Annotated in this window: 23 protein-coding genes; 7 read left to right on the top strand and 16 right to left on the bottom strand. The window is 47.0% G+C overall.

Annotated features, from left to right (window positions below):
- Positions 1 to 68 precede the first annotated feature (68 nt).
- The 9 genes from rlmB to kefG form a co-directional block, all read right to left on the bottom strand.
- Positions 69 to 806, bottom strand: a complete 738-nt coding sequence (rlmB, locus tag RJ47_RS13755) for a 23S rRNA (guanosine(2251)-2'-O)-methyltransferase RlmB (protein WP_039484472.1) — start codon at positions 804 to 806, stop codon at positions 69 to 71.
- Between the two features lie 24 nt (positions 807 to 830).
- The gene (rnr, locus tag RJ47_RS13750) at positions 831 to 3,290 is read right to left on the bottom strand and encodes a ribonuclease R (protein ID WP_039484469.1); all 2,460 of its coding nucleotides are present in this window, start codon (positions 3,288 to 3,290) and stop codon (positions 831 to 833) included.
- Between the two features lie 246 nt (positions 3,291 to 3,536).
- The gene (gene motX / locus RJ47_RS13745; RefSeq protein ID WP_005470916.1) at positions 3,537 to 4,175 is read right to left on the bottom strand and encodes a flagellar protein MotX; all 639 of its coding nucleotides are present in this window, start codon (positions 4,173 to 4,175) and stop codon (positions 3,537 to 3,539) included.
- A gap of 252 nt (positions 4,176 to 4,427) precedes the next feature.
- Positions 4,428 to 5,744, bottom strand: coding sequence for an adenylosuccinate synthase (locus RJ47_RS13740; protein ID WP_038139284.1), 1,317 nt, complete (start codon positions 5,742 to 5,744; stop codon positions 4,428 to 4,430).
- 171 nt (positions 5,745 to 5,915) lie between these two features.
- Complete coding sequence (locus RJ47_RS13735) at positions 5,916 to 6,857, bottom strand: isoaspartyl peptidase/L-asparaginase family protein (protein ID WP_039484466.1); 942 nt, start codon at positions 6,855 to 6,857, stop codon at positions 5,916 to 5,918.
- Between the two features lie 99 nt (positions 6,858 to 6,956).
- On the bottom strand, positions 6,957 to 7,538 hold the full coding sequence (slyD, locus tag RJ47_RS13730) for a peptidylprolyl isomerase (RefSeq protein ID WP_039484464.1): 582 nt from the start codon (positions 7,536 to 7,538) through the stop codon (positions 6,957 to 6,959).
- 93 nt (positions 7,539 to 7,631) lie between these two features.
- The gene (locus RJ47_RS13725) at positions 7,632 to 7,826 is read right to left on the bottom strand and encodes a YheV family putative zinc ribbon protein (RefSeq protein ID WP_038139277.1); all 195 of its coding nucleotides are present in this window, start codon (positions 7,824 to 7,826) and stop codon (positions 7,632 to 7,634) included.
- 17 nt (positions 7,827 to 7,843) lie between these two features.
- Positions 7,844 to 9,640: a glutathione-regulated potassium-efflux system protein KefB gene (kefB, locus tag RJ47_RS13720; protein ID WP_038192812.1), complete on the bottom strand. Its 1,797-nt coding sequence runs from the start codon at positions 9,638 to 9,640 to the stop codon at positions 7,844 to 7,846.
- Positions 9,630 to 10,214 carry a glutathione-regulated potassium-efflux system ancillary protein KefG gene (gene kefG, locus RJ47_RS13715; protein WP_038139271.1) on the bottom strand — a complete coding sequence of 195 codons (585 nt, stop codon included), beginning with the start codon at positions 10,212 to 10,214 and terminating at the stop codon, positions 9,630 to 9,632. Before kefG ends, kefB begins: the two co-directional genes overlap by 11 nt.
- Positions 10,215 to 10,371: 157 nt before the next feature.
- On the opposite strand from kefG, the gene RJ47_RS13710 reads away from it, so the two are divergent.
- The 6 genes from RJ47_RS13710 to crp all read left to right on the top strand — a co-directional run bounded on the left by RJ47_RS13710 (position 10,372) and on the right by crp (position 15,834).
- On the top strand, positions 10,372 to 12,294 hold the full coding sequence (locus RJ47_RS13710) for an ABC transporter ATP-binding protein (RefSeq protein WP_039484461.1): 1,923 nt from the start codon (positions 10,372 to 10,374) through the stop codon (positions 12,292 to 12,294).
- Entirely contained in the window at positions 12,291 to 12,770 is a 480-nt protein-coding gene (locus RJ47_RS13705) for a TIGR02444 family protein (protein ID WP_039484459.1), read from the top strand. Before RJ47_RS13710 ends, RJ47_RS13705 begins: the two co-directional genes overlap by 4 nt.
- Before the next feature lie 9 nt (positions 12,771 to 12,779).
- Complete coding sequence (locus RJ47_RS13700; protein WP_039484456.1) at positions 12,780 to 13,757, top strand: hydrolase; 978 nt, start codon at positions 12,780 to 12,782, stop codon at positions 13,755 to 13,757.
- 38 nt (positions 13,758 to 13,795) lie between these two features.
- The gene (locus RJ47_RS13695) at positions 13,796 to 14,008 is read left to right on the top strand and encodes a YheU family protein (RefSeq protein ID WP_005471041.1); all 213 of its coding nucleotides are present in this window, start codon (positions 13,796 to 13,798) and stop codon (positions 14,006 to 14,008) included.
- An 82-nt stretch (positions 14,009 to 14,090) separates the two neighbouring features.
- Complete coding sequence (locus RJ47_RS13690) at positions 14,091 to 14,960, top strand: phosphoribulokinase (protein WP_038139261.1); 870 nt, start codon at positions 14,091 to 14,093, stop codon at positions 14,958 to 14,960.
- A gap of 241 nt (positions 14,961 to 15,201) precedes the next feature.
- Positions 15,202 to 15,834, top strand: coding sequence for a cAMP-activated global transcriptional regulator CRP (gene crp / locus RJ47_RS13685; RefSeq protein WP_004410522.1), 633 nt, complete (start codon positions 15,202 to 15,204; stop codon positions 15,832 to 15,834).
- Between the two features lie 88 nt (positions 15,835 to 15,922).
- On the opposite strand, the gene RJ47_RS13680 is transcribed toward crp, so the two are convergent.
- From RJ47_RS13680 to RJ47_RS13660, 5 genes are all read right to left on the bottom strand, one after another.
- Positions 15,923 to 16,714, bottom strand: coding sequence for a DUF1338 domain-containing protein (locus RJ47_RS13680; protein WP_039484454.1), 792 nt, complete (start codon positions 16,712 to 16,714; stop codon positions 15,923 to 15,925).
- A 186-nt stretch (positions 16,715 to 16,900) separates the two neighbouring features.
- Positions 16,901 to 18,358, bottom strand: coding sequence for a succinylglutamate-semialdehyde dehydrogenase (gene astD / locus RJ47_RS13675; protein ID WP_039484451.1), 1,458 nt, complete (start codon positions 18,356 to 18,358; stop codon positions 16,901 to 16,903).
- A gap of 34 nt (positions 18,359 to 18,392) precedes the next feature.
- A complete protein-coding gene (gene astA, locus RJ47_RS13670) occupies positions 18,393 to 19,412 on the bottom strand; it encodes an arginine N-succinyltransferase (protein WP_039484448.1) in 1,020 nt (339 codons plus the stop codon).
- Positions 19,413 to 19,522: 110 nt separating this feature from the next.
- On the bottom strand, positions 19,523 to 20,737 hold the full coding sequence (locus RJ47_RS13665; protein ID WP_039484446.1) for an aspartate aminotransferase family protein: 1,215 nt from the start codon (positions 20,735 to 20,737) through the stop codon (positions 19,523 to 19,525).
- A 369-nt stretch (positions 20,738 to 21,106) separates the two neighbouring features.
- Complete coding sequence (locus RJ47_RS13660; RefSeq protein ID WP_039484532.1) at positions 21,107 to 21,685, bottom strand: aminodeoxychorismate/anthranilate synthase component II; 579 nt, start codon at positions 21,683 to 21,685, stop codon at positions 21,107 to 21,109.
- A gap of 222 nt (positions 21,686 to 21,907) precedes the next feature.
- Here RJ47_RS13660 and RJ47_RS13655 point away from each other — a divergent pair, with 222 nt between their 5' ends.
- Positions 21,908 to 22,273 carry a hypothetical protein gene (locus RJ47_RS13655; protein ID WP_038139246.1) on the top strand — a complete coding sequence of 122 codons (366 nt, stop codon included), beginning with the start codon at positions 21,908 to 21,910 and terminating at the stop codon, positions 22,271 to 22,273.
- A 42-nt stretch (positions 22,274 to 22,315) separates the two neighbouring features.
- Here RJ47_RS13655 and RJ47_RS13650 read toward each other — a convergent pair whose 3' ends face one another.
- Entirely contained in the window at positions 22,316 to 25,312 is a 2,997-nt protein-coding gene (locus tag RJ47_RS13650) for an ExeM/NucH family extracellular endonuclease (protein WP_039484531.1), read from the bottom strand.
- A 309-nt stretch (positions 25,313 to 25,621) separates the two neighbouring features.
- Positions 25,622 to 26,146, bottom strand: coding sequence for an FxsA family protein (locus tag RJ47_RS13645; protein ID WP_039484443.1), 525 nt, complete (start codon positions 26,144 to 26,146; stop codon positions 25,622 to 25,624).
- Positions 26,147 to 26,199: the final 53 nt, after the last annotated feature.

The following is a 26,199-nucleotide window of genomic DNA, read 5'->3' as shown; positions in this document are numbered from 1 at the left end:
GCAGCGCATTGTTCAAAAAAAAGAGCAGACTGAATCAACAATCTGCTCTTTAGAATGTTGCCAATAGCTTAAGCTAAACGCTGACGCACTGCCTCAAATAAACATACCCCAGATGCTACTGAAACATTAAGGCTAGATACGCTACCTGCCATCGGGATCTTGATTAAGTCATCACAGGTTTCACGGGTTAGACGACGCATACCATCTCCTTCAGCGCCCATTACAATAGCCAAAGAGCCTGTCAGTTTAGCTTGGTATATATCCTGAGTCGCTTCACCAGCAGTACCGACAAACCAAATGCCCTGTTCTTGAAGTACTCGCATGGTGCGCGATAGATTAGTCACGCGAACTAGTGGTACCGTTTCAGCCGCACCACATGCCACTTTACTTACCGTGGCATTGATATTCGCTGACTTATCTTTTGGTACGATTACCGCAGCAACACCAGCAGCATCCGCATTACGCAAACAAGCACCCAGGTTATGTGGATCTGTTACGCCATCAAGAACCAACAATAGTGGTGATTCATGTTTAGCAAGTATATCGTCTAAGTCGTTTTCATTAAGCTGCTTGGCCGGTTTCACTCGCGCCATAATGCCTTGGTGGTTCGCACCACGTGCTTTGTCATCGAGCGTCTTGCGCGTCATTTGCTGAATCGACACTCCACACACTTGGAGTTCATTCAAAATCGGCATCAGGCGGTCATCTTGACGACCTTTCAGCACAAACGCTTCAATAAAGCGCTCAGGTTCACGCTCTAGTACCGCTTTGACGGCGTGAATTCCGTAAATAAATTCGTTACTCATTTAAAAACCTGTTGGGTTAATTTCTTACTGTGCCGCTTTCTTCGTGCGCTTAGTTTTCTTCGGCTTAGCACCTGGCTTTTTCTTACGAGCCTTGGTGACCTTCGGCTTCTTGCCTGATTTAGATTCCGCACGCTCTGGTCGTTTCGTCGGCTCTACATCAGGGCTCGCTTTCCGCCCTGTGCCACTTTTGGTAGCTGCACGTTTTTTCTCTTTGGCTTTTCGTTTTGCCTCGGCCGCGCGCTTCTTAGCCGTCTTTCCTTCGCCGCGTAGCTTACGACTTGTTTCGACCAATTCAAAGTCAATTTGACGATCATCTAAATTGACTGAAAGCACTTTGACTTTAACCGCATCACCTAAACGGTAAATCGCGCCAAAACTTTCACCGATAAGCCTTTGACCAATCGGATCAAATTGATAATAGTCGTTAGCAAGTGCGGAGATGTGAACCAATCCATCGATATGAAGGTCACTTAGGCGAACAAAAAAGCCAAATCCTGTGACGTTTGCGATCACGCCATCTAGCTCTTCACCAACATGATCTTGCATGTATTCACACTTGAGCCAATCCGAGACTTCACGAGTCGCATCGTCTGCGCGGCGTTCGGTCATCGAACATTGCTCACCGTAGAAATCCATATCATCAAACGAGTAATGGTATCCACCTGTTGGCGTCCAGCGGTCTTTCAGGGTGCCGTTTTCCTTGGCAATCAGATATTTGATTGCTCGATGTAACAGCAAGTCTGGATAACGGCGAATTGGCGAAGTAAAGTGCGCATATCGCTTTAACGCCAAACCAAAGTGTCCACAGTTATCTGCGTTATAGACCGCTTGCTTCATTGAGCGTAGCAACATGGTTTGAATCAGTTCTTTATCTTGGCGCTCAGCAATCTGTCTTACCAGATCGGCGTAGTCTGTCGGTGTCGGTTCTAAACCACCATTTAGATGCAGACCTAACTCACCTAAGAAATCACGGAAGCCCTGCAAACGTAATTCACCCGGAGATTCGTGAATACGGTAGAGTGCTGGCTCCTTCGCTTTCTCAACCAATGAAGCCGAGGCGATATTGGCCAGAATCATACACTCTTCGATGATCTTGTGTGCATCGTTACGAATCACAGGCTCGATGCTGTCAATCTTGCGTTCCGCATTAAAAATAAACTTAGTCTCGACCGTTTCAAACTCGATCGCACCGCGATTGTCACGTGCATGCTTGAGTACCTTGTACATGCTATGCAGTTCTTCAAGATGCGGTACCAGCTTGTGATAACGCATTCTAAGTTCTTCATCCCCTTCCAAGATGTCGTGCACCTTATTGTAGGTCAAACGCGCGTGCGAGTTCATCACCGCTTCGTAGTGCTTGTAGCCTGAGAGTTTACCAGTGTCAGAGATGGTCATCTCACAGACCATACATAACCTATCAACTTGCGGGTTGAGTGAACATAGTCCGTTGGAAAGCACCTCTGGTAACATTGGTACAACTTGAGATGGGAAGTAAACCGAGTTGCCGCGATTGATCGCTTCTTTATCGAGTGCGCTGTCTGGGCGAACATAATAGCTGACATCAGCTATAGCTACCCACAAACGCCACCCACCACTTTTCTTCTTCTCACAGAAAACAGCATCATCGAAATCACGAGCATCTTCACCATCGATAGTGACTAACGGTAAGTCGCGAAGATCGACACGCCCTACTTTCGCCTCTTCCGGAACCTCTTCTCCCAAGCCTTCAATTTGCTTGTTAACAGCTTCTGGCCACTCATGAGGAATCTGGTGAGTACGGATTGCGATCTGCGTTTCCATCCCAGGCGCCATGTTCTCACCCAACACTTCCACTACTTTGCCCATCATGCCGCGAGAACGGGAGCCGCGATCGGTAATCTCAATCACCACGACATTACCCATACGAGCACCCGCTCTGAGATCATTTGGAATTAGGATATCTTGGCTGATACGTGAATCATCAGGGACAACGTATGAGTAGCCATACTCAAGAAAGAAACGCCCCACAATCTGGGTTGCTCGTTCTTCGAGAACACGAACAAGTCGCCCTTCCTTTCGTCCTCGCTTAGAGTTGTCCGTCGGTTGCACCAGTACGTAGTCACCATGGATAATGTTTTTCATCTGGTGATGAGGAAGCACAATGTCGTTATCTTTGCCAACACTGCCTTCTGGACGGACCCAACCGTGTCCATCTTTGTGACCAATCACATAGCCTTTTACCATTTCCAACTTCTCAGGCAGGGCATAGCATTGACGACGCGTGAACACGAGCTGACCGTCGCGCTCCATTGCGCGAAGACGACGACGCAAACCTTCATAGTGATCTTCACCAGACAATTTCAACGCCTCAAACAGGTCGTTGCGATTCATCGGAACACCGGCTTGGCTTAAGAACTCAAGAATGTACTCACGGCTAGGGATCGGATTTTCATAATTCTCCGATTCACGAGCTGCAAAAGGGTCATTATGGGTATTGTCTGACATAGGAAGGCCTGCTATCAATTGGAGGACTCTTTAAGTATATCTAAATCTTACGGTTACCTACAGCACAAGAACTGGCTGCATCCCAATTAATGACTAAATCTGGGCAGATAGCCAACCTCTACTAAGCCTATGGATCAACGCGAAGATTGTATAGCCTATCAAAGAGACAAAAACGCCCCGACATTGCGGGGCGTTTTGTTCAAATTCATTGGTGAGTGCAGCTACCAAATGTTCAAGGGTTCAGAGTTACCAGAAGGTGTCGCGCTTTTTCGCTCTCACAATAATGTTTTCTGGCATGCGACGTTCTAAACCTTGACGCAGAATTGAAATGCGTTTGTGCGTACGCTGATCTGCAGTGACGGAATTATACAGCCAACGATAGGCATCTTCGTAGTCCAACGGACTGCCATAATCACGCAGCAATAATTCAGCAAGGTGAATTCGAGCATTTAAGTTGCCCATGGCTGCCGCTTCACGCAGATAGGGGATCGCACGTTCTTTGTCTTGTTGCACTAAAGTGCCTCTAGAATAGTAACGACCTAACTGCTCAAGCGCGGCAGGTAAACCTTGATGAGCCGCATTTTCCATATAATAAAGGCCAAGCTCAACATCCTGATCGACACACACGCCCCATGCCAACATGTCTCCATACAGGAACTCATAGGAAGGTAAGCTAATGCGTGTAGCACGCGCAACGATATCTTCCACCAACTGGCAATTATCCGCTTTGACACGCTCTAGATGTTGATTGTTGTTTATCAGTTTAATCAGTTCTGCTTCGGTATATATAGGTACCGGCTCACCAATTTCAGGCAATTCATTCGCCTGAACTGCCGAGATACTTAAAGCCAATACCATCGAAGCCGCTAATTTTCTTAGCTTCATTGTCTGCACTCTTCACTTCGATCGTGTGTGCTACGGTTTCACTTCGACGAGAAGCTAAAACGATAACACCCGTTTTGCCATAGATGCGGCAAGCTTGATAGTTATATCGGCAATGAGTGCTAACTCTTTAATCAAAATTGCCGCTATCAGGCAAATTGTTGCCATTCACAACCGATAGATCAAGAGAAAAATGGTCATAAAAAAACCAGCACCGGAGTGCTGGTTTTGTAATTCACTGATAGCAATCAGAAATTAAGCTTGGTATGGGTGAACCTTAATGATGGTTTCATTACGATCAGGGCCAGTAGAAATAATATCAACTGGGATACCCGTTAGCTCTTCGATACGCTTGATGTAATCTAGAGCCGCTTGAGGCAGTGCGTCTAGAGTCTTCGCACCGAATGTGGTTTCAGACCAACCTGGCATTGTTTCGTAGATTGGCGTTGCTTCTTCAAAAGACTCAGCAGCCATTGGCGAAACTTCTAGGATAGAGCCATCTTTCATCTTGTAACCAGTACAGATCTTGATCTCTTTTAGACCATCAAGAACGTCTAGTTTCGTTAGACACATACCCGTTAGAGAGTTGATTTGGATTGCGCGGCGCATTGCTACTGCATCAAACCAACCTGTACGACGTAGACGACCTGTTGTTGCACCAAACTCGTGACCAACAGTACCTAGGTGTTTACCGATTGGGTCTTGCTTGTCTTGACCATCGTAAAGCTCAGTTGGGAATGGACCTGAACCAACGCGAGTACAGTACGCCTTAGTAATACCAAGAATGTAACCGATGTGACGAGGACCAAAACCAGAACCTGCAGCAACACCACCAGCAGTCGTGTTAGAAGAAGTTACGTATGGGTAAGTACCGTGGTCGATATCTAGTAGCGTACCTTGAGCACCTTCGAACATGATCTTGTCGCCGCGCTTACGTGCTGCGTCTAGTTCGTCAGTTACGTCCATAACCATTGAGGTTAGTAGGTCTGCGTAACCCATGCACTGCTCAAGAACTTCATCGTAGCTTACTGTTTCAGCTTTGTAGAAGTGCTCTAGTTGGAAGTTATGGAATTCCATGACTTCTTTTAGTTTCTCAGCGAACATCTCTTTATCGAAAAGATCACCAACGCGTAGACCGCGACGAGCCACTTTATCTTCGTAAGCAGGACCGATACCACGACCGGTTGTACCAATCGCTTTTTTACCGCGAGCAAGTTCACGCGCGTTATCGATAGCGATGTGGTAAGGAAGAATTAGAGGACAAGCTTCAGAAACGAAAAGACGCTCGCGTACTGGGATGCCGCGCTCTTCTAGAGGCTTCATTTCTTTAAGAAGTGCTTCAGGCGAGAGTACAACGCCGTTACCGATAACACATTTTACGTTATCGCGTAGGATGCCTGATGGAATTAAGTGAAGAACGGTTTTTTCACCGTCAATTACAAGAGTGTGACCAGCATTGTGACCGCCTTGGTAGCGAACCACATACTTTGCATCTTCAGTTAAAAGGTCAACGATTTTACCTTTACCTTCGTCACCCCATTGGGTGCCCAGAACGACTACGTTATTTCCCATCTTTCCAGTATCTGTTGCTAGTTAAAAATGGATTCTAGCACTGAATCACATTTCTTGCAGTCATTTTTTAATCATCCATGCGTAATACTGATTAAACAAAGCCATGTTTAAAACAACTGCGATTTATATCAATCAGTTAGTGCTCTCCTGACGAAACACCACCGCCAGAGGTTACTCATCAGCGTAGATTTTTACGCTCAGTTTCCCGTTTCTATCGATACCCGCGCGATACATCCCAGAACTGTTCATTGAAAAATGCAGATTACCTTGCGCATCCACCGCTATCAGGCCACCTTCTCCGCCCATCTGTTTCAGTTCCCCTTGGATAATGGTTTCACAGGCGGTGTGTACATCTTCTTTGAGATAACGCATTCGAGCAGCGACGTCCCCAGCAACCATTTTACGCATGAAGAATTCACCCATGCCAGTGGTTGAAACGGCCACATTGCGATTCTCTGCAAAGGTACCAGCACCAATAATCGAAGAGTCGCCGACGCGACCATATTTCTTATTAGTCACGCCCCCTGTGCTGGTTGCTGCCGCTAAGTTCCCTTTTTGATCCAAAGCCACGGCGCCGACCGTGCCGTACTTTTTATCATCGGGGTATTTAGATTCTGAGAGCGCAAATAGACCTTTCTCTTTCATCGAAAGTAATTGCTCATAACGGCGATCAGTAAAGAAGTAATCCTGCTCGGTAAATGAGTAGCCCTGCTCAAACGCGAACTCTTCAGCTCCGTCACCAATCAATAGTACGTGGTTGCTTTTCTGCATCACATCACGAGCAAGCTCAATCGGGTTTTTAATATGGCGCACCCCAGCCACTGCACCAGCTTCGGCCTTAGCTCCGTGCATGACGGAGGCATCCATCTCAACCATTTCTTTATGAGTTAGGACCGAACCTTTGCCAGCATTAAAGTTAGGAGAATCTTCCAGCACCTTAACCGCAGCGACCACCGCATCAAGTGCATCACCAGATTGAAGAAGAATCTCATGCCCTGCGCGAACGGACCGCTCGAGGTCTGCGAGGATCGCAGCCTTGAGTTCATCGCTCATTTGCTCACGTAGAATGGTTCCGGCTCCGCCATGAACGGCGATTGAGAAAGGCTTTGTCATCGGTTGGGCTCCTTCAATCTAACGACACCTTACTGGGACAAAAAAGGCGCTCCCCGTTTTACAGGAAACGCCTCTTGTTACTCGCTAATCATCTATGGATTAGTGAGAACCGCAGCTACCGCCACCGCAGCAACCGTCTTTTTTCTCGTCACCGTGGTCATGACCTTCGCCACCACAACAACCACCTTCGTGATCGTGGTCGTGACCACAACCACCAGCTTGATGAACATGGCCGTGTTCGATCTCTTCTGCTGTTGCTTCGCGTAGAGCGACAACTTCAACATCAAACGTCAGTGTTTGACCTGCTAGCATGTGGTTACCATCAACCACAACTTCATCACCGTCAACTTCTGTAACTTCAACAGGGATTGGACCTTGGTCAGTATCCGCTAGGAAACGCATACCCACTTCGATTTGCTCAACGCCTTGGAAAACATCGGCTGGAACGCGTTGTACTAGTGCGTCATTGTGCTCACCGTACGCTTCTTCTGGAGAAACAGTAACAGAGAACTTCGCGCCCGCTTCCTTACCTTCTAGTGCAGTTTCAAGACCAGTGATTAGGTTGTTGTTGCCGTGTAGGTAATCTAGAGGCGCGTCAGTTGTAGACTGATCAACAACAACACCGTCTTCTAGCTTTACTTGGTAAGCAAGACTTACTACTACGTTCTTTTCGATTTTCATATTGGCTCCAAGGAGGATAAAGGACCACAGCTAACCCTATGGTCAGCAAACTTTCTACTGGGGTTATTATGGGGATGATTCAGAGAAACTCAATCAATCCGGCTTAAAAATCCCGATCATTTCTTCGCCGCTGTGCTTGGTCGTTTCCATGGACTCGGGTTTTCTTTGATCTTGGTGACCACACTCGACACACTCAACCAGTTCAATATTATTTTCTATCCACCAACGTAATGTGTCTTGTTCTGAACACTTCGGGCAGTTGGCGCCTGCGATAAATCTTTTTTTCATGTTACAACTCTATTGGATTAATCCCAGAAGTTCTTCGCTTGTTGATCGCTTTCCATTTCACGACCAAAAATCTCTTCCAGTTCTTTACGGGCTTCTTTGGCTCTTAAGGCCAATTGCTTATCATCTTGATGCTGAGGGAGGAGCTCTTTGAGCATCGCATTATCAAGTTTCCTAAAATGGGCTTCCGCTCGTTTGGCTTGATACGGATGCATTCCCAACTCAACCAGCGCCTGACGGCCTAGATCGAGTGCACCGAGGAAGGTTTCACGAGAATAGCTTTCAACGCCATGACTCAGCAACTGATAAGCTTCTACGCGACTGCGTGCTCGAGCGAGCAAACGTAGCTTAGGAAAATGCGTCTGACAGAGTTCTACGATCTTCATGATCTCATCCGGTGAGTCGGTACAAATGACCATGGCTTCGGCTTTGTCTGCACCAGCGGCTCGCAATAAATCGAGCTGAGTGGCGTCACCGTAGTAAACTTTGTAGCCATACTTTCTCAGCAACTGAATTTGGCTAGCATCACTTTCCAGCACCGTCACTTTGATCTTGTTGGCGTACATTAGACGGCCAATGATTTGACCAAAACGACCAAAGCCCGCAATGATGACTCGCGGCTGCTTATTGATGACATCGCTAGCCAATGTTGCTTCTGTTTCTGCGTTCAGTCCTCTCGCATACCATTTGTTCTGCGCCATCAGTAATAGAGGGGTGGTGACCATAGATAAGCTGACCACAACAAGCAAGAAAGCCGTCTGCTCTTGGTTAAGTAACCCTTCGGCACTCGCAGCGGTAAAGATAACGAAGGCGAACTCACCACCTTGACTTAAAATCGCCGCCATTTTACTGCGTGATTTTGCACGGCTACCATAAAGACGCGCTAAGAAATAAAGAATCGCCCCTTTCACCGCAACCAAGCTGAATACCGCCACAAGGACAGCAAATGGTTCTAACGCAAGCAACCCCAAGTTGACCGCCATACCCACGGCAATAAAGAAGAGTCCAAGCAGCAAACCTTTAAACGGTTCTATCGCTATTTCTAACTCGTGACGATACTCGCTTTCCGCAAGTAACACACCAGCAAGAAAGGTTCCTAGCGCCATAGATAAACCAAGCTGCTTCATGATTAGAGCAATGCCTATCACCAGCAAGAGTGCCGCGACAGTAAACAATTCACGCACGCCACTAATCACGACATAACGGAACAATGGTCGCAGCAAGAAGTGACCACCAACCAACAGCCCGCCTACGCCAGCAAACATCCACAGCGCATCCCACGCATTGCCTGCCGTATTTCCGGCAAGTAAGGGCAAAATCGCCAACATGGGAATCACGGCGATATCTTGGAATAGCAATACTGCAAAACCCGATTGACCCGCTTCTTTGCCTGCCAACCCTTGCTCTTCAATCACTTTCAAAGCAATGGCTGTCGAGGAAAGCGCCAGTCCCATTCCAATTACTAAACTGGTTTGCCAACTGGTTCCCGCTAAATAAGCAACGCTGGATATCACACAAGTTGTAATGACCACTTGCGCGCCGCCTAAACCGAGAATCGGTCCTTTCATTTGTAACAGCTTTTTCGGGTTCAGCTCCAAACCGATCAGAAAGAGCAGCAAGACGACACCAAACTCAGCGAAGTGTAGAATCGCTTCAACGTCGCTGATCAAGCCTAGCCCCCAAGGGCCGATCGCCACACCTGCGAGAAGGTAACCCAATACCGAGCCAAGCCCCATACGTTGAGCAAGAGGCACCGCCACCACCGCTGCGGTCAAGAAGATCACACTGCTTTGGAGGAAATCACTTTCAAGCGCCATGCTCGCCTCCTAATTCTTCTGGGTAAACATACAATGGGTCATTCAACCATTGTCGATACGCTTCAGCGTGTTGGTAGCGCTCCATTTCGGAGACATTTCTTGCCCAGTAAAGTACTAAAGGTTCAATCCAGTGCATTTGACACAATGCTGCAGTGAGCTCAAAAGGTTGAAGTATCTCTGATAAAGGATAGCGGTTGTAGCCACCTTTACTAAATGCTTCCTCTTGGCCTCCCGTCGTAATCACACTGCGCCAATATTTTCCCTTCAACGCCTCACCGCTACCAAACGCAAATCCTTTCCCGAGGACTCGGTCTAGCCATTCTTTCAGCAATGCCGGGCAAGAGTACATATAAAGAGGGTGATGAAACACGATCACATCATGTTCGATAAGTCGTTGGTGCTCCGCAGCGACATCAATAAAAAAATCGGGATAGTGCGCGTAAAGATCATGCACGGTGACATGCTCAAGTGATTGAATTTTCTTGAGCATCATTTGGTTGGCCACTGACGACTGTGACTCAGGGTGGGCATACAGCACCAAAACTTTGGGCTTTTGCGTGGCTAAACTCTGCATTCCTTGGACAGCAATCCTTGTGTTTCGAATGTATTCTATTGTTTTTATAGGTTATCAGTTTGTTATACGTGGTTAGCGCAAATAACGCAATAATCGACTTTTAATCTTATTCCCCCTACTATTCGACGCAATACGAGCAAAGATAAAGCAAACAACTATGATCACCTTCTCTGGCATACAGCTACTACGTGGCGGAAAACCCCTTCTTGAGCAAGCTTCAGCAACCATTCATCCCGGCGATAAAGTGGGCCTGGTCGGAAAAAATGGCTGCGGTAAGTCGACGCTTTTTGCATTAATTAAAGACGAGCTCTCTATTGATGCGGGCAACTTCAGCAAACCTGCTCATTGGGAACTAGCATGGGTCGCTCAAGAAACTCCTGCTCTCGAGCGTAGCGCCATTGAGTACGTCATCGATGGTGATCGTGAATATCGAAAGCTAGAAGCCGATCTTGCACAGGCGGAGCAACAAGACAAAGGGACGCTCGTTGCTGAAATTCACGGCCAAATTGAAACCATCGGTGGTTACAGTATCCGCGCTCGTGCGGCGGAATTATTGGATGGTTTAGGCTTTAGCCAAGAGCAAATGAGTTGGAGCTTAACTCAGTTCTCGGGGGGGTGGCGTATGCGCTTGAACCTAGCTCAAGCTCTGCTTTGCCGCTCAGACTTGTTGCTTCTTGATGAACCAACCAACCACTTGGACTTAGATGCCGTGATGTGGCTAGAACGCTGGCTACAAAACTACCCCGGTACACTCGTGCTTATCTCACACGACCGAGACTTTCTCGATCCTATTGTCGGTCGTGTCATTCACGTTGAGAACCAGTTGCTGAACGAGTACACCGGAAACTACTCATCATTTGAAGAACAGCGTGCTCAGAAGCTTATCTTGCAACAAGCGCAATTTGAGAAGCAACAAAAGCAGATGTCGCACATGCAAAGCTACATCGACCGCTTCCGCTACAAAGCCTCTAAAGCTCGCCAAGCACAGAGCCGAATCAAAGCCTTAGAGAAAATGGAGAAGGTTCTGCCTGCGCAGCTCGATAACCCATTCAGCTTCCAATTTCGCGATCCAGATGCGCTGCCAAACCCTATCATCATGATGGATGAGGTATCAGCAGGCTATGGCGATAATCTTATCTTAGAAAAAATCCGCCTCAACCTCGTACCTGGCAGTCGCATTGGTCTACTTGGTCGCAATGGCGCAGGTAAATCAACGCTGATTAAGTTGCTTTCTCGAGAACTCAATCCTCAAGGGGGTGACTTAACCTATTCACAAGGCGTGAAGATTGGCTACTTTGCTCAGCATCAACTAGAAACGCTTCACCCAGAAGAAACACCGTTGCAGCACATGATGCAGATCGCGCCTGACAAGAATGAGCTCGAGCTGCGTAATTATCTCGGCAGTTTTGGCTTCCAAGGCGATAAAGCGCTAGAAAAAGTAGCGCCGTTTTCCGGTGGCGAAAAAGCACGTCTGGTGCTGGCGTTAATCGTGTGGCAAAAGCCGAACTTGCTGCTGCTCGATGAACCAACCAACCACCTAGATTTGGATATGCGTCAAGCGCTAACCATGGCTCTGCAAACCTTTGAGGGGGCGATGGTGATTGTCTCGCACGACCGCTACCTACTGCGCGCGACCACCGATGATCTTTACCTGGTTCATGATCGCCAAGTCGCCCCATTTGATGGCGATTTGAACGACTACTACAAATGGCTAACAGAGCAACAAAAAGCGGATCGACGTGAAGCCCAAGCTCAGCAACCAGAGAAAACGAGTGCGAACAGCGCGGCGGCAAAAAAAGACCAAAAACGCCGTGAAGCTGAATTTCGCAAGCAAACCGCGCCAATTCGCAAAAACCTGACAAAGTTAGAAGAAAAAATGGATAAGTTGGGTGAATCGTTAGCGGAAGCGGAAACGCAATTATCCGATAACTCACTTTATGAAGCCGAAAATAAAGCTAAACTTAATCAAGTACTCGCCATTCAAGCCAACAGCAAAGCCGAGCTTGAAGATGTTGAAATGGAATGGATGGCTCTCCAAGAAGAGCTAGAACAGATGGAGCAGGAGTTCAGTAGCCAATGAGTTCAGAGCACGCACAAATTTCTTTAACACTTGAGCGCTTGTGGCAGTTTAGCTTGCAGTACTACAGTGTGCGAGAAGTAAAAGAGGCGTGCTTAGCTCTGCAAAATCAGTTTAAAGGTAACGTCAATTTATTACTGCTGCTCAAATGGCTCGACGAACAACAGGTCTGTTTTGGTGAGCAAGATTGGCATCGTGTTGAGGAGTGTCTCGGACGCTCCGAAGCCCTGCTCCTCAATTTCCGTGAGTTAAGGCGAAAGCTAAAAAGCCAAGTGCCAGACACTGTCTATCGAGAATCGCTCCAATTCGAACTGCAACTCGAAAAACAGCAGCAATCTGATCTGGTTGATTGCATTAACAGTGTTCAATTGGAAAAGAATCTCGGCGAGCCACTTACGCTTCGGTATTGCCGCCAACTTGGTGGCGAGCGCCTCTATTCAGCCTTCGCTGAGCCCATTGATAACATCGCCAACCTATAGAGACTGTTTATGACTCAGTTTGTCGCCGCCAAAGGGCTTTCCAATCCCCACCTTCAAACCCTAGCTCCGCGCTTAATTCGAAAAAAAGCGCTGTTTGAGCCTATCTGGCAAACACTTGATACCCCCGATGGTGACTTTCTTGATATCGCTTGGGGTGAAGATAGCCAAACTACAGCGGCCAAAAGCAAACCGATTTTTGTTCTGTTCCACGGACTGGAAGGATGCTTTTATAGCCCTTACGCCAATGGCTTGATGGATGCGTTTAACAAACAAGGTTGGCTTTCCGTCATGATGCACTTTCGCGGGTGCAGCGGTAAGCCCAACAAGTTGGCGCGCGCTTATCACTCTGGTGAAGTCGAAGATGCCCGTTTCTTTTTGCAATACCTAGATAGCCTATTTCCTTCTCAAAAGAAGGTTGCCGTTGGGATTTCTCTTGGCGGAAATATGCTGGCGAACTACTTGGCTAAGTATAATCAAGACCCACTACTCGATGCCGCGACAATTGTCTCCGCGCCATTGGATCTCTCGGCCTGCTCGGAGCGCATTGAACAAGGCTTTTCTAAGCTCTACAAAAACTACTTACTCTCCTCATTGAAAAAGAGCGCCTTGCAAAAGCACCACTTACTCAAGGGCGAGTTGGGGCTAACTTATCAATGCATCAAACGGGTGACGCGATTGTACGAGTTTGACGACTTAATCACCGCGCCGCTGCATGGATTTAAAGATGCCGAAGATTACTACCAGCGCTGTTCGGGCATCCACCGCCTGAAAGAGATCAAAGTCCCGACGCAAATCATTCATGCCAAAGACGACCCGTTTATGACTGATGCGGTGATCCCCAAGTATGTGCTGCCCGATAACATCGATTACCGGCTGTTTGATCAAGGCGGTCATGTCGGCTTTGTTACCGGCAGTGCCATCAAACCGCGGTTTTGGCTGGAAGAAGCCCTGCCCGCCTACTATGAAAGTCTCACCGATCCGGCATAATAGCGCCTCATCTGCGAACATAAAATCTAGAGGTATTTATGATTGTTCCTTGGCAAGACATTGCACCAGAGACGTTAGAAAACTTGATTCGTGAGTTTGTCCTTAGGGAAGGAACCGACTACGGAGCGGTAGAGGTGTCACTGCAAAGCAAGATTGACCAAATTAAGAAACAGCTCGAATCAGGTGATGCGGTCGTGGTTTTCTCCGAGTTACATGAAACCGTCGACATTCAACTCAAAAACAAATTTTAGAGAACTGCATACAATGACGGTTTACTAAAGCGTGCTATAGTGAACTCCGATTACAGGAACGTATTCAACGACAAGGTTTGTCATGTCAGCAAAACATCCAATTATTGCCGTTACCGGTTCTTCTGGCGCCGGTACTACCACCACTTCAGAAGCTTTCCGTAAGATGTTCAATATGATGAACGTCAAACCCGCATGGGTTGAAGGCGACAGCTTCCATCGCTTCACACGACCAGAAATGGATGTGGAGATCCGTAAGGCGCGCGAGCAAGGCCGTCATATTAGTTACTTTGGCCCACAAGCTAACGACTTTCCTGCGCTAGCTGAGTTCTTTCGTAAATATGGCCATGAGGGTACAGGGCAAGTTCGCCGCTACCTGCACACCTTTGACGAGGCAGTGCCATACAATCAAATGCCTGGCACCTTCACCCCTTGGCAAGACTTGCCAGAGAACTCCGACGTTCTTTTCTACGAAGGGTTGCATGGCGGCGTCGTCGATGGCGATGTTAACGTTGCCCAGCATGTGGACTTCTTGATTGGCATGGTTCCAATCGTGAACTTAGAGTGGATTCAAAAGTTTGTTCGAGACACACGCGATCGAGGTCACTCTCGAGAAGCGGTGATGGATTCGATTGTTCGTTCGATGGATGACTACCTCAACTACATCACCCCACAGTTTTCGCGCACCCACATTAACTTTCAACGAGTGCCGACCGTCGATACATCCAATCCTTTAAATGCAAAAGGCATCCCGAGCTTGGATGAGAGTTTCGTGGTCATTCGCTTACGCGGAATTAAGAATGTCGATTTCCCATACTTACTGGCAATGATTGATGGTTCATTTATGTCGCGACATAACACCCTAGTCGTGCCTGGCGGCAAGATGAGTTTTGCGATGGAATTGATCGTTCGTCCTATCCTTCAGCAACTCATCGAAACAGGAAAAATTGGCTAGAACTCACGGCTAGAACACGATTACTTTTCATACCGTGATCATGTGCACAGTTTTGCGTAGCAAAACCCAAGTAGGACCCGATTAAAATCAAGAAATCGTTTTCGAAAAAGGATACTATTTGTAACCGAAACACAAGTTGGCTTGCAGCATTTGTAAAGTGCTCTTATCCTAGTAAGCCTATTTAAGGCTTAGCTAAAACATGGAAAGCGGCAAGCGTACCCTGCAGAGGAAGTGAGATATTATGGTTCTAGGTAAACCTCAAACCGACCCAACATTAGAGTGGTTCCTTTCACACTGTCATATTCATAAGTACCCATCAAAAAGCACGCTAATTCACGCGGGCGAGAAAGCTGAGACGTTGTACTACATCGTTAAAGGTTCAGTTGCGGTTCTTATTAAAGACGAAGAAGGTAAGGAAATGATCCTTTCTTACCTAAACCAAGGTGACTTTATCGGTGAACTTGGTCTATTCGAAGAAGACCAAGAACGTACCGCATGGGTTCGTGCTAAATCTCCTTGTGAAGTAGCAGAAATTTCATTCAAGAAGTTCCGTCAGCTAATTCAAGTAAACCCAGATATCCTAATGCGCCTTTCAGCGCAAATGGCAAGCCGCCTTCAAGTGACTAGCCAAAAAGTGGGCGACCTTGCGTTCTTAGACGTTACTGGCCGTATCGCGCAAACGCTACTAAACCTAGCGAAGCAACCAGATGCGATGACTCACCCAGACGGCATGCAAATCAAGATCACTCGTCAAGAAATCGGTCAAATCGTTGGCTGTTCTCGTGAGACAGTAGGTCGTATCTTGAAGATGCTAGAAGAGCAGAACCTAATCTCTGCTCACGGAAAGACAATCGTTGTTTACGGTACTCGTTAATCTCGATTAACCGCTGAATTTTAAAAGCCACCCATTGGGTGGCTTTTTTGTTTATGAGCAATATAAACTAGGTAATCCCTGTTCGAACTTACCCATTGGTGCTTTCAAAAATCTTATCAGCAGACGCCGCAACAAACCCTGGATAAAGCTCGCCGTTGCTCATTGGGTAACGCTTGGCAAACTCATAGAAACCACCCGGGATAATCTCTGTGCCTTCAGTAAATTGCACGGGGACTTTGTCTGCCATAGTGGATGACTGTTCGAGCAACACATCTGGAGATCCTTTCACCTCACCACCAAACTCATTGATGGTAAAGCCTGCATCACGCAGATGGTTGTTCACATCAACCACTTCGTCAAACGCATTTAACTGATTCACGCTCACAGTAAAGTGGTTTGCACCATAACCATGGGCAGCTAACCAAGAAGCGTATTCACTCTCTTTTGCCAACGTCTGGAAATCAGCGTAGCTAAGATCCCACAAACGTCCGCCATACAAAAACTCTGGGCTTTGCAATTGAGAGGCGTCTACCTGCTCAACCAGTTTAGCCACGATGGCCTGCAACTCGGCTGAACACTCATCGACTTTGAGTTCACTGATGAATACTTTCGGTTGCGTTGGGTCTGGATGTTCAAAATGCTTGGCGACTAACTTTTTGCTCTCAAACACATAGTCACCACAAGGGGTGTAACCAGCATCAAGGAATGGTTGAGCCAGCGTCGCAATGCCTAACGGCTCAACATTGAAGGTGCGCAAAGCAATATGGTCGTTGATCAATGCTTCGTCTTCTTGCAGAAGTTGATGCACTTTTTCAGCAGAGGGACATAAGCGTTGAATATAGTCATTCCATAACGGTTGGAACAAAACATCTGGCGTCATAACGCCTCCTTGTATCGGGGTTGTTTACGTTAAAGAGAGCTTTATTAGTATTGTTTTTCGATATAAAAGAGGCCACCTAACCAAAATGTGTCCAGAAAATCTGATTAGGTAGCCTTCAACCTGTGACGTTTAAAGTGCCTTTCGGCTGAGAAAGGCAATAAGGGAAACCTTAGTGGGTTATTGTGGTTATAGATCTAACCCTGGGCTTAACGTAGCAGGCAGCAATGTTTCGCTGCCTTCCATCGAAGCCATTGGGTAAGCACAATAGTCTGCGGCATAGTAAGCGCTTGGACGTAAATTACCCGATGCGCCTGGACCGCCAAAGGGTGCATCACCACTCGCGCCAGTGAGCTGACGGTTGCGGTTTACGATACCCGCACGGATATGGTCAACAAAGTATTCCCACTCGCTGTCATCGGTAGACACTAGGCCAGCCGATAAACCAAAACGTGTGTCGTTAGCTAGCTCCACCGCTTTTTCCAAACCTTGGTAGCGAACGACTTGCAGCAACGGGCCGAAGTACTCTTCATCTGGCAGTTCTGCAATCGCAGTGACATCAATGATACCCGGAGTAACAAATGCCGCCTCACCCGCTTTCGCTTCGATTAGACTCTCACCGCCAAGCTTTTGCAGATTCTCTTGCGCAGCAAGGATAAAGTCAGCGGCAGCTTTTGAAATTTGAGGCCCCATAAACGGAGCAGGCTCTGCAAATGGCTGGTCGACACGGATCTTGTTGGTTGCTTCCACCAGTTTGCTCACTAGCAGGTCACCTTTCTCACCTACAGGCACATACAAGCGGCGCGCACAAGTACAACGCTGCCCTGCACTGATGAATGCCGATTGGATGATGGTGTAAACCGTGGCATCAAGGTCGCCGTAGTTGTCAGAAATCACCATCGGGTTGTTGCCGCCCATCTCTAGCGCCAGCATCTTGCCAGGTTGTCCTGCAAACTGCTTGTGCAGAATATGCCCGGTGTTTGCACTACCCGTGAATAGCACGCCATCAAGACCTTTCGAATCAGCGAGCGCTATTCCCGTCTCTTTGGCACCTTGAACTAGGTTAATCACGCCCTTTGGTAGACCAACTTGATCCCACAGTTTCATCGCAAACTCACCGGTTAGTGGCGTTTGCTCAGATGGTTTGAATACCACTGTGTTACCGGCCAAAAGGGCTGGCACGATGTGACCATTTGGCAAATGACCAGGGAAGTTATACGGACCAAATACCGCCATCACACCCAGTGGGCGATGACGTAGCACAATCTGGTTGCCTGCTGCTTCGCGCTGCGCTTCACCGGTGCGATCATGGTATGCACGAATCGAAATAGCAATTTTACCGGCCATTGCTGCCGCTTCTGTACGCGTTTCCCAGATTGGCTTGCCCGTTTCTTTGGCAATGATTTCCGCAATCTGCTCGCTGTTCTCTTTCACTTTTTCGGCAAAGGCCAAAACAATCGCCTCGCGCTCTGCAAAGCTCATTTTCTTCCAACCGACAAACGCACTGCGTGCCGCCGATACCGCTTGTTCAACTTGTTCAGGCGTCGCACTGTCGCCTTGCCAAATCACTTCGTTGTTGTACGGGCTTTGCGAACTCATCGGCTCGCCTTGTCCCGCAACCCATTCACCTGCAATCCAATGTGTCATAACTTCTTCCTTCAGATTCTTTATACATTCAGGCTTACTGAGCCAACATTCGAACGAATTCGCCTTCGCTTACTTTGAGTGCATCCGCTACCTCATGAGAGAGAATCACAGATTCGGTATCTCGGTCATAGGCCGCTTTTGCCGCTGTCGCGCGGAAATTTTCAAAAGACGTATTAGAAATTAAGTAATCGTTCGCGCTCGAATGCTCCGCGATGGTCACTTTGGCTCGGAATGAATGACGTACCGATTCAATATTGCGCACATCACATTCAACCGTTGGACCACCATCGAAAATATCGACGTAGTTACGGCAAGTGAAACCTTCCTTTTCAAGTAAGCGCAGCGCTGGGCGTGTATTCTCGTGCACTTCACCAATTACCGCTTGTGCTTCTTTGCTTAGCAGGTTGATGTAGATGGGCAGCTTAGGCATAAGGTCGGCAATAAAGCCTTTCTTACCGATACCTGTTAGGTAATCAGCCATGGTGAAATCAATCGAGAAGAAATGCTCTTGCAGCCACTGCCAGAAAGGCGAATTACCTTCTGCATCAGACACACCACGCATCTCAGCGAACACCGTTTTAGAGAAGCGATGTGGGTGCTCAGCCATCATTAAGAAGCGACACTTCGACATAAGACGACCATTCAAACCACCACGGAATGTTGGTCTTAGGAACAGCGTACAAATCTCACTACATCCGGTGTAGTTGTTACCAAATGTCAGCAATTTAACGACATTGTTAACGCCCAGCTTTGCTGATGAGTGAACAATCGTACTGATATGGTAAGAGTAAAATGGCACATCCCAGCCAATTGAAGCTTCAATTCCGGTACAACCCGCTACTTCGCCAGTTTCGCTATCAAAACCGACCATTAGGTAACCTTCATCACCGGGCTCTGTAACATCTGGCTTGGTAAAACTGTACTCTGAATGAGTAATTCGGTTGGTTAACAATTCTTCGTTAACTGGTAGAGATGTAAATCCGTGACCCGATTCGACGGCGCAAGTGTGTAGTGCGTCGTAATCCGACATTGCGATAGGGCGAACAACTAGCATCGATACTCCCTCCTGATGCTCATACCAACACCACCAGCTATTTTGAAGAACAACTGGTGGTCTCGGTAGTCGAGCTAAGCATGATGACTTAGCTCAGTTAGATGTTTTAATTATTGTGTTAGCGACGCTAATGCTTTATCCAGGCGTGCTAATCCTTCTTCGATTTCTTCTTTACTAATGACAAGTGACGGCGTGAAACGCACTACGTTTGCACCCGCAACTAGTACCATTAATCCTTCTTTACCTGCTGCGACCAAAACATCGCGAGCACGGCCCTGCCACTCATCATTAAGTGCAGCACCGAGTAATAACCCTTTACCACGAACCTCGGCAAAAACTTGGTATTTATCATTTAACTTAGCCAAGCCATCACGGAACAGCGCTTCACGCTCAGCAACGCCAGCAAGCGTTTCTGGTGCGCTCACTACATCAACAACCGCTTCTGCCACAGCACACGCCAATGGGTTACCACCATAAGTTGAACCGTGAGTCCCCACTTTTAGGTGCTTAGACAGCTCTGTAGTCGTTAGCATCGCGCCAATTGGGAAACCGCCGCCTAAAGATTTCGCGGTACTTAGGATATCCGGCGTAACACCTAAACCTTGGTAAGCATAGAAATGACCAGTACGACCATTACCGGTTTGAACTTCATCAAAAATCAGTAGTGCATTGTGTTTGTCACACAGTTCACGAACAGTTTGAACAAATTCGTCTGTTGGAGAGATGATGCCGCCTTCACCTTGAAGCGGTTCCATCATGATGGCACACGTGCGATCTGAGATATGTTCACGCAGCGCTTCAACATCGTTGTAAGGTAGGTGCGTCACGTCACCTGGCTTAGGACCAAAGCCATCAGAGTAGGCCGCTTGACCGCCAACAGTGACCGTAAAGAAGGTACGACCGTGGAAACCTTGTTTAAATGCGATGATTTCAGATTTCTCTGGACCAAACTTATCAGCAGCGTAACGACGCGCCAACTTAAGAGCAGCTTCGTTCGCTTCAGCGCCCGAGTTAGCAAAGAATACTTTTTCTGCAAAGCTCACTTCGGTCAGCTTTTTCGCTAGACGCAGCGCTGGCTCGTTAGTCATCACGTTGCTGAGGTGCCACAGCTTTTGGCCTTGCTCTGTTAATGCATTCACCATTGCTGGGTGACAATGACCTAGACAGCTCACGGCGATACCACCAGCAAAGTCGATGTACTCTTTACCTTGCTGATCCCAAACGCGAGCACCCTCGCCTTTTACTGGAATCATTTCCATTGGGTTATAACAAGGTACCATTACCTCATCAAACAAACCGCGTTCTACATTATTTTCTACAGTCATTGCACATTCCCTCTCGATACCGCATGCATAGCGAATATGGTGTCCTTACTTCTATTCAATGAAATAAGATATTGTTTTGCTTTTAAGCAATTACGGCATTGTATTTACAAACAATTAACCTTTTCAATAGTGATTTATGCTTTTTATCCACACTGAAAAAGCCGAATTCCCATCATGTGTGAGTATTTATGCACGATGCCACTCGTTTTATGAAGCAATATATTCTTATAACAAAGATAAGCTCTGATTAAGCATAGGCATAGCAAGGGCTGAAAGGTAGCAATGACATAGGCTGCGAATAGTTTTTCACAGAATATTCGCCGCTTGAATTATGAAAGAAATGTTAAGAAAGGTGATCCCAGTCAGGGTTTATCGCTTCAGAAAGTTGGCGAGCAGCTCATGCCCCTGCTCCGTTTTGATCGATTCTGGATGAAACTGGACCGCATCTATCGGTAAGGTCTTATGTTGATAGCCCATAATTTCATCCATAGCACCATCTTCAAACTCAGTCCAAGCAGTTAACTCAAAACAGTCGGGAAGAGTGCCATTTTTCACCACCAACGAGTGGTATCGGGTCACGGTGAGTGGATTGTTCAAACCAGTAAATACACTTCGTCCATTGTGTCTAACAGGCGAGGTTTTACCGTGCATCACTTGCCGAGCGCGCACCACTTCGCCACCAAAAACTTGCGCGATGGCTTGATGCCCTAAGCAAACTCCCAGAATGGGTAATTGCCCCGCGAAATGTTCTATCGCTTGCAACGAGATACCCGCCTCATTAGGGGTACACGGCCCAGGCGAGATAACCAAGTGCGAAGGCGCTAACGCTTCAATACCGGCAATATCGATTTCATCATTACGTACCACTTGCACATCAGCCCCCAACTCACAGAAGTACTGATAGAGGTTGTAAGTAAACGAGTCGTAGTTATCGATAATTAACAGCATGGCAGAAACAAGCACTAAGTATTTCGAAGTTAGGAGCGGTATTGTGCAATAAGAAGATAGAAAGGCAAGTAATAATCGCTCGGGCAATATGTTCTTAAACTTGCTACAGATAACGATAATTAAAACAAATACAAATAAGCATTAGATGCACACCGCAAATCTATCATATGATTGAGCCGCTAATAAAAGCAGATACACAACAAATAGTTACAGAGAAATATAATGAAATTTAATGCAATCGTCGCAAGCCTAGTGGCTTCGCTCGCACTGGTTGGTTGTCAATCAACGTCAGATGTTCCAACACCAACAGCAGATAAACAAACCATTGAAGAAGCTCGCACTGCGCTGGCAGGTATTGATGATTTGACTGTCGATGAGTCTGGCGTTATCTCTTTAGTGCAAACACTGCCGCCGAGACACCACTGGAAAACGACCATTATCAAGAAGATTGGTCGTGAGGTCTCCTGCGATAACCTGCGCTACTTCGTAGATAAAGGCATGGTGGTGAACATTCACTTTAAGGGACCTAAAGGTCGCTATGATCACTTTGACCAGCAACGATGCCTAGAAGAAGACCAATACCTATAAAAAAAGAGCCAACGTTTGTTGGCTCTTTCTCATTTGCACATGTTACTTGCGGCGACGCCAAGCTAGCAGACCCGATAGAGCAACCAGCAAGCCGAAACCTGTAGAACCACCATCTGAATCTTCGTTGTCGTCAGCTGTTGAAGCTTTCGCCACTTCAACAGTACGAGTCGCCTCATACTTCACATTGGTTCCCGTTGAGTCAGTGACTTTCTCAACCAGTTCATATGAACCTTCCTCAGGAACATCATCAAACTCAACCTTGACACTACGAGCATCAATATGTGCTTGCTCTAACGTAACGCTTGCTGTGTAGCTACCGCCGTTAGCAGTGCGAGCAGACTCCTGTTGAGCTGGCGCTCCTAACGTAACCGTAACGATATCCCCAACAACTGCATTAACAGGAAGACGAACTTCAACCGTTAGGTTTTCACCTTCTTCAGGTAAGTCGATGTCAGTATCTGGGAAATCAATCGCAATCAGCACTGGATCGTGATCTGAAGCAGAATACACGTCTTTGTACTTCGGCATATCACCTGTGTACTTACTGCTATATTCAAACAAGTTACTTTCTAGCGCGTTGATATGCCAATCTTCAATAGCAACGACTTTCTGTGCCAAGCTGCTGTTTGCTAGGGCATGATCTAAATTACCAAGCTCACCAGAATACGTGTACGAGAACGTGTCTGCTCCATGCAATAACGTGTTGAGGTTAATGTAGCCATACCCCTCTTCAATCTTAGTCGCTTTTGGAGTGACCTCGCCTCCACCGATACTCGTGTAGGCCGCCGTGTAGATCTCTCGACCATAGTTATTCGTGGTCGCCGAGTAATCTGTTAGGGTCAATAGTGGATCTTCCATGCCGTAAGCATTCAGGTCACCCATGACAAGCACGTCACCCTTAACATCTTTAATAGCTTCGCCTACCGCACGAGCAGCTGATACACGGAAGTTGTTACAGTTACCTTGCAGATCCGCAGGTTCACTGTCTTCGACGCCAGCAATCCACTCTTCGATACACTCCGAACCTTTTGATTTGAAGTGGTTAACAACAATGGATAGATCGTCACCAGACTCTTTTACTTTAAATGTTTGTAGCAAGCTATGACGCTGATACTTGTCATAGGCAGGGTTACCTTCCGCGCCATCTTTACGAGTGATAGTGTCCTTAGCAATATGTTGCTCTGGTGTAACGATCACTTTTGCGTCACCATTCGGCGTCACTTCGTTCGCGCGGTAAAGAATCGCAACCATAATTGCATCGGTGCCAAAGAACTCACCTTGCACCTTATCTTTGTCGTCTAACTCCACGAAGCTGTAGTGATCGCTAGTATCGTCCATTTCTGCATTCAGAGCATCCACAAGGTCTTGAATCGCACTGCCATCACCAAAACCGTTGTTTTCGACTTCCATCAAGCCAATGATGTCCGCGTCCATCTTAACCATGGCATTGACAATCTTAGCTTTTTGAATCAAGAACTCGTCGAGCTCTTTCGCACCTCGGTTACAACCGCGAGATGCATCCGCATCAGCCTGGTCAGAACATGATACGTTTAGAGGACCGCCAATTGAACTGTGGCTCGTGAAGTAGTTTAGTACGTTGAAGCTCGCGACGCGTAAGTCAGATTCTTTGATGCTTGGCATCGCTTTACGCGCAACATCAAACCCTTCACCTGTCGTAACGAAATTCGTGTTGGTGACATCGTTAGTCGCGATGATACGGTATTCGTTGTAGCTATAGTTGATCACACCGTGCAGACCTTCAACACGAGAACCTAGACGGATATGGTGCTCAGAGGAGCCGTCTTGATCGACGTCCTTAGCAAAATCCGGGTAGTATGGAATTTGACCGCTTGCTGCTTTACCGTCAGACTCTAGGAAAATCCGGTTCTGTGCATTCTTGGCTGCGAGCGCTTTCGCTTCGTCACTATCTGCCGCATGTACTTGAGTTGGCTTGAACAACGGCCCTTCATGAGAAAGTAGCATATTGTTACGGCGTGAATCGTAGTCGTAAGAGAAGTTGCGGGTAACAAACAAATCACTCGCTGCAGTCAACTCAACCTGCATACCTTCATAACGCTCTAGTGCGTCACGTAGAGATTCACCTTCTTCTAACACCAATGGCGTCACTAAAGAAGCCGTTGATGTTCCGGTCTTAGTATAGCTTTGTGCATCAGACGCAAGTTGAGTATTGCTGTAATACTCTTGTACTTTGCCTTTCACACAAACCACATCACCCGCTTTAAGCTCGGTATCAGCAAAATCAGTATGAATAAACAAGCCTTCTGATGTCTTAGGGTTGTCGTCGTTGTCTAGCGCTTGTAGATAGAAGCCTTTGGTTAAACCGGTCGTCACTGCGCTCACCACGCCCGTTACATAGTAGTCTTCCTCAGTCTTAAACGGATAGCCATTAATAAATGGGGATGTATCACCTTCACCCTGAATATCTTGAATCGAAGTAAAGGTTGGGTCAGCGCCATCGACTTTACATTCGAAAGGCGCCGGTGGCTCAACGGAATTTAGCTGGCCTAACCCATCAATGTTATCTTTCGGGAAAGAGGTCCATTGACCCGCTTGATACGTAGCGGAAGGGGTCAAAGCGTCACTATTTCGCACCAGCGTAGTATCTTTGCCAAAATCTACATCGCCCATTACCCCGATAACATCATGCACAGCACCATCTTTAAGTAGTGCAATAGGATCGTCACCGTTAAAGTTAGAGACGCCAGTGTTTAAATTTCCAGCAACTGCTTTAATCGCATCACTCGCGTCTGAGTGAGCAACCACGTAAACCTGGTTAGCTTCAATCGTTACCTCGCTCAGGTCTAGATTACTACCCCAAGTGCCGCCGCCGTTAGAAGACTTAACCAACTCATAGCCTGTTAGTGTGACCGCTTCAGTGCCGGTATTGGCGATTTCTACAGCTTTATTAAAGCTACCGCCTTCGACATATTGAGAAAGAACAATCTCTGCGCTCGCCGTTCCAGAGAGTGCAGAGGCGATACAGAGGGTAAGAAGTTTTGGAGAAAGTGTGTTGTTCATTTGTTCCACCACCATTCGTTATATTTTTGTCTACGTCCATTTGTTGACGAATTGTGGCAAATATCATGTTTCATTGTATGAAAGTAAAATTACATTCACTCTTAGTGAGACAAAGATCTCACCCATAATTGACATAAATAGAAGGTGATTGACGTTTCAACAGATTTGTCGGCTATTGATAAAATCAACGCTTCAAATTTAGAGTAATAAATCTAAGATCACAGAAAATGTAAACACAATGTGGTTAATGATGTTAATACCAAACAAAAAAAGGCGCTAAGCAGCGCCTCGATTCGATACTTAAACCTTTTATTTCAATCGATTTTGCTCATCGTCATCTTTACGTTCATATTCTCCTTCAAAGGTATCTCCTTTTTGGGATTGGAACGGGTCGCGATTGAACGGGTCATTTTCAAATGGATTTTGCCCAAACTGGTCGCCATTGAAACTGCCATGGAAGCCCTGACCACCGACCGTTTTTACCACCATTTTGCTCATCAGGTACTTCGCAATAGCTGCTCGTGGGGCTGGCAGAAGCACCAACATGCCCAATGCGTCTGTCATAAAGCCAGGTGTGAGTAAAAGCACACCCGCAACGGCAAGCATGACTCCTTCAAAGATTTGCTGTGCTGGCAATTCACCTTGATTAAGGCGGTTTTGTACCGACATTAAGGTTTGCAAACCTTGGCTACGGACTAGCGATGCGCCAACAAACGCAGTGATCAGCACCAAAGCGATGGTTGGCCATAAACCTAGGAAACCACCAACTTGTATAAACAGGCCTATTTCAATAATAGGTACGAAGATAAACAGTAATAATAAGATAGGAAACACACGCCCTCCTTTGTTGATGTCAGTGTACGTGCTCTGATGTGTGAGCTCAAATT

The organism is Vibrio sinaloensis (assembly GCF_000808535.1).
In the GTDB taxonomy this organism is placed as follows: Bacteria; Pseudomonadota; Gammaproteobacteria; order Enterobacterales; family Vibrionaceae; genus Vibrio; species Vibrio sinaloensis_D.
This window is presented reverse-complemented; position numbering and strand designations above follow the sequence as displayed.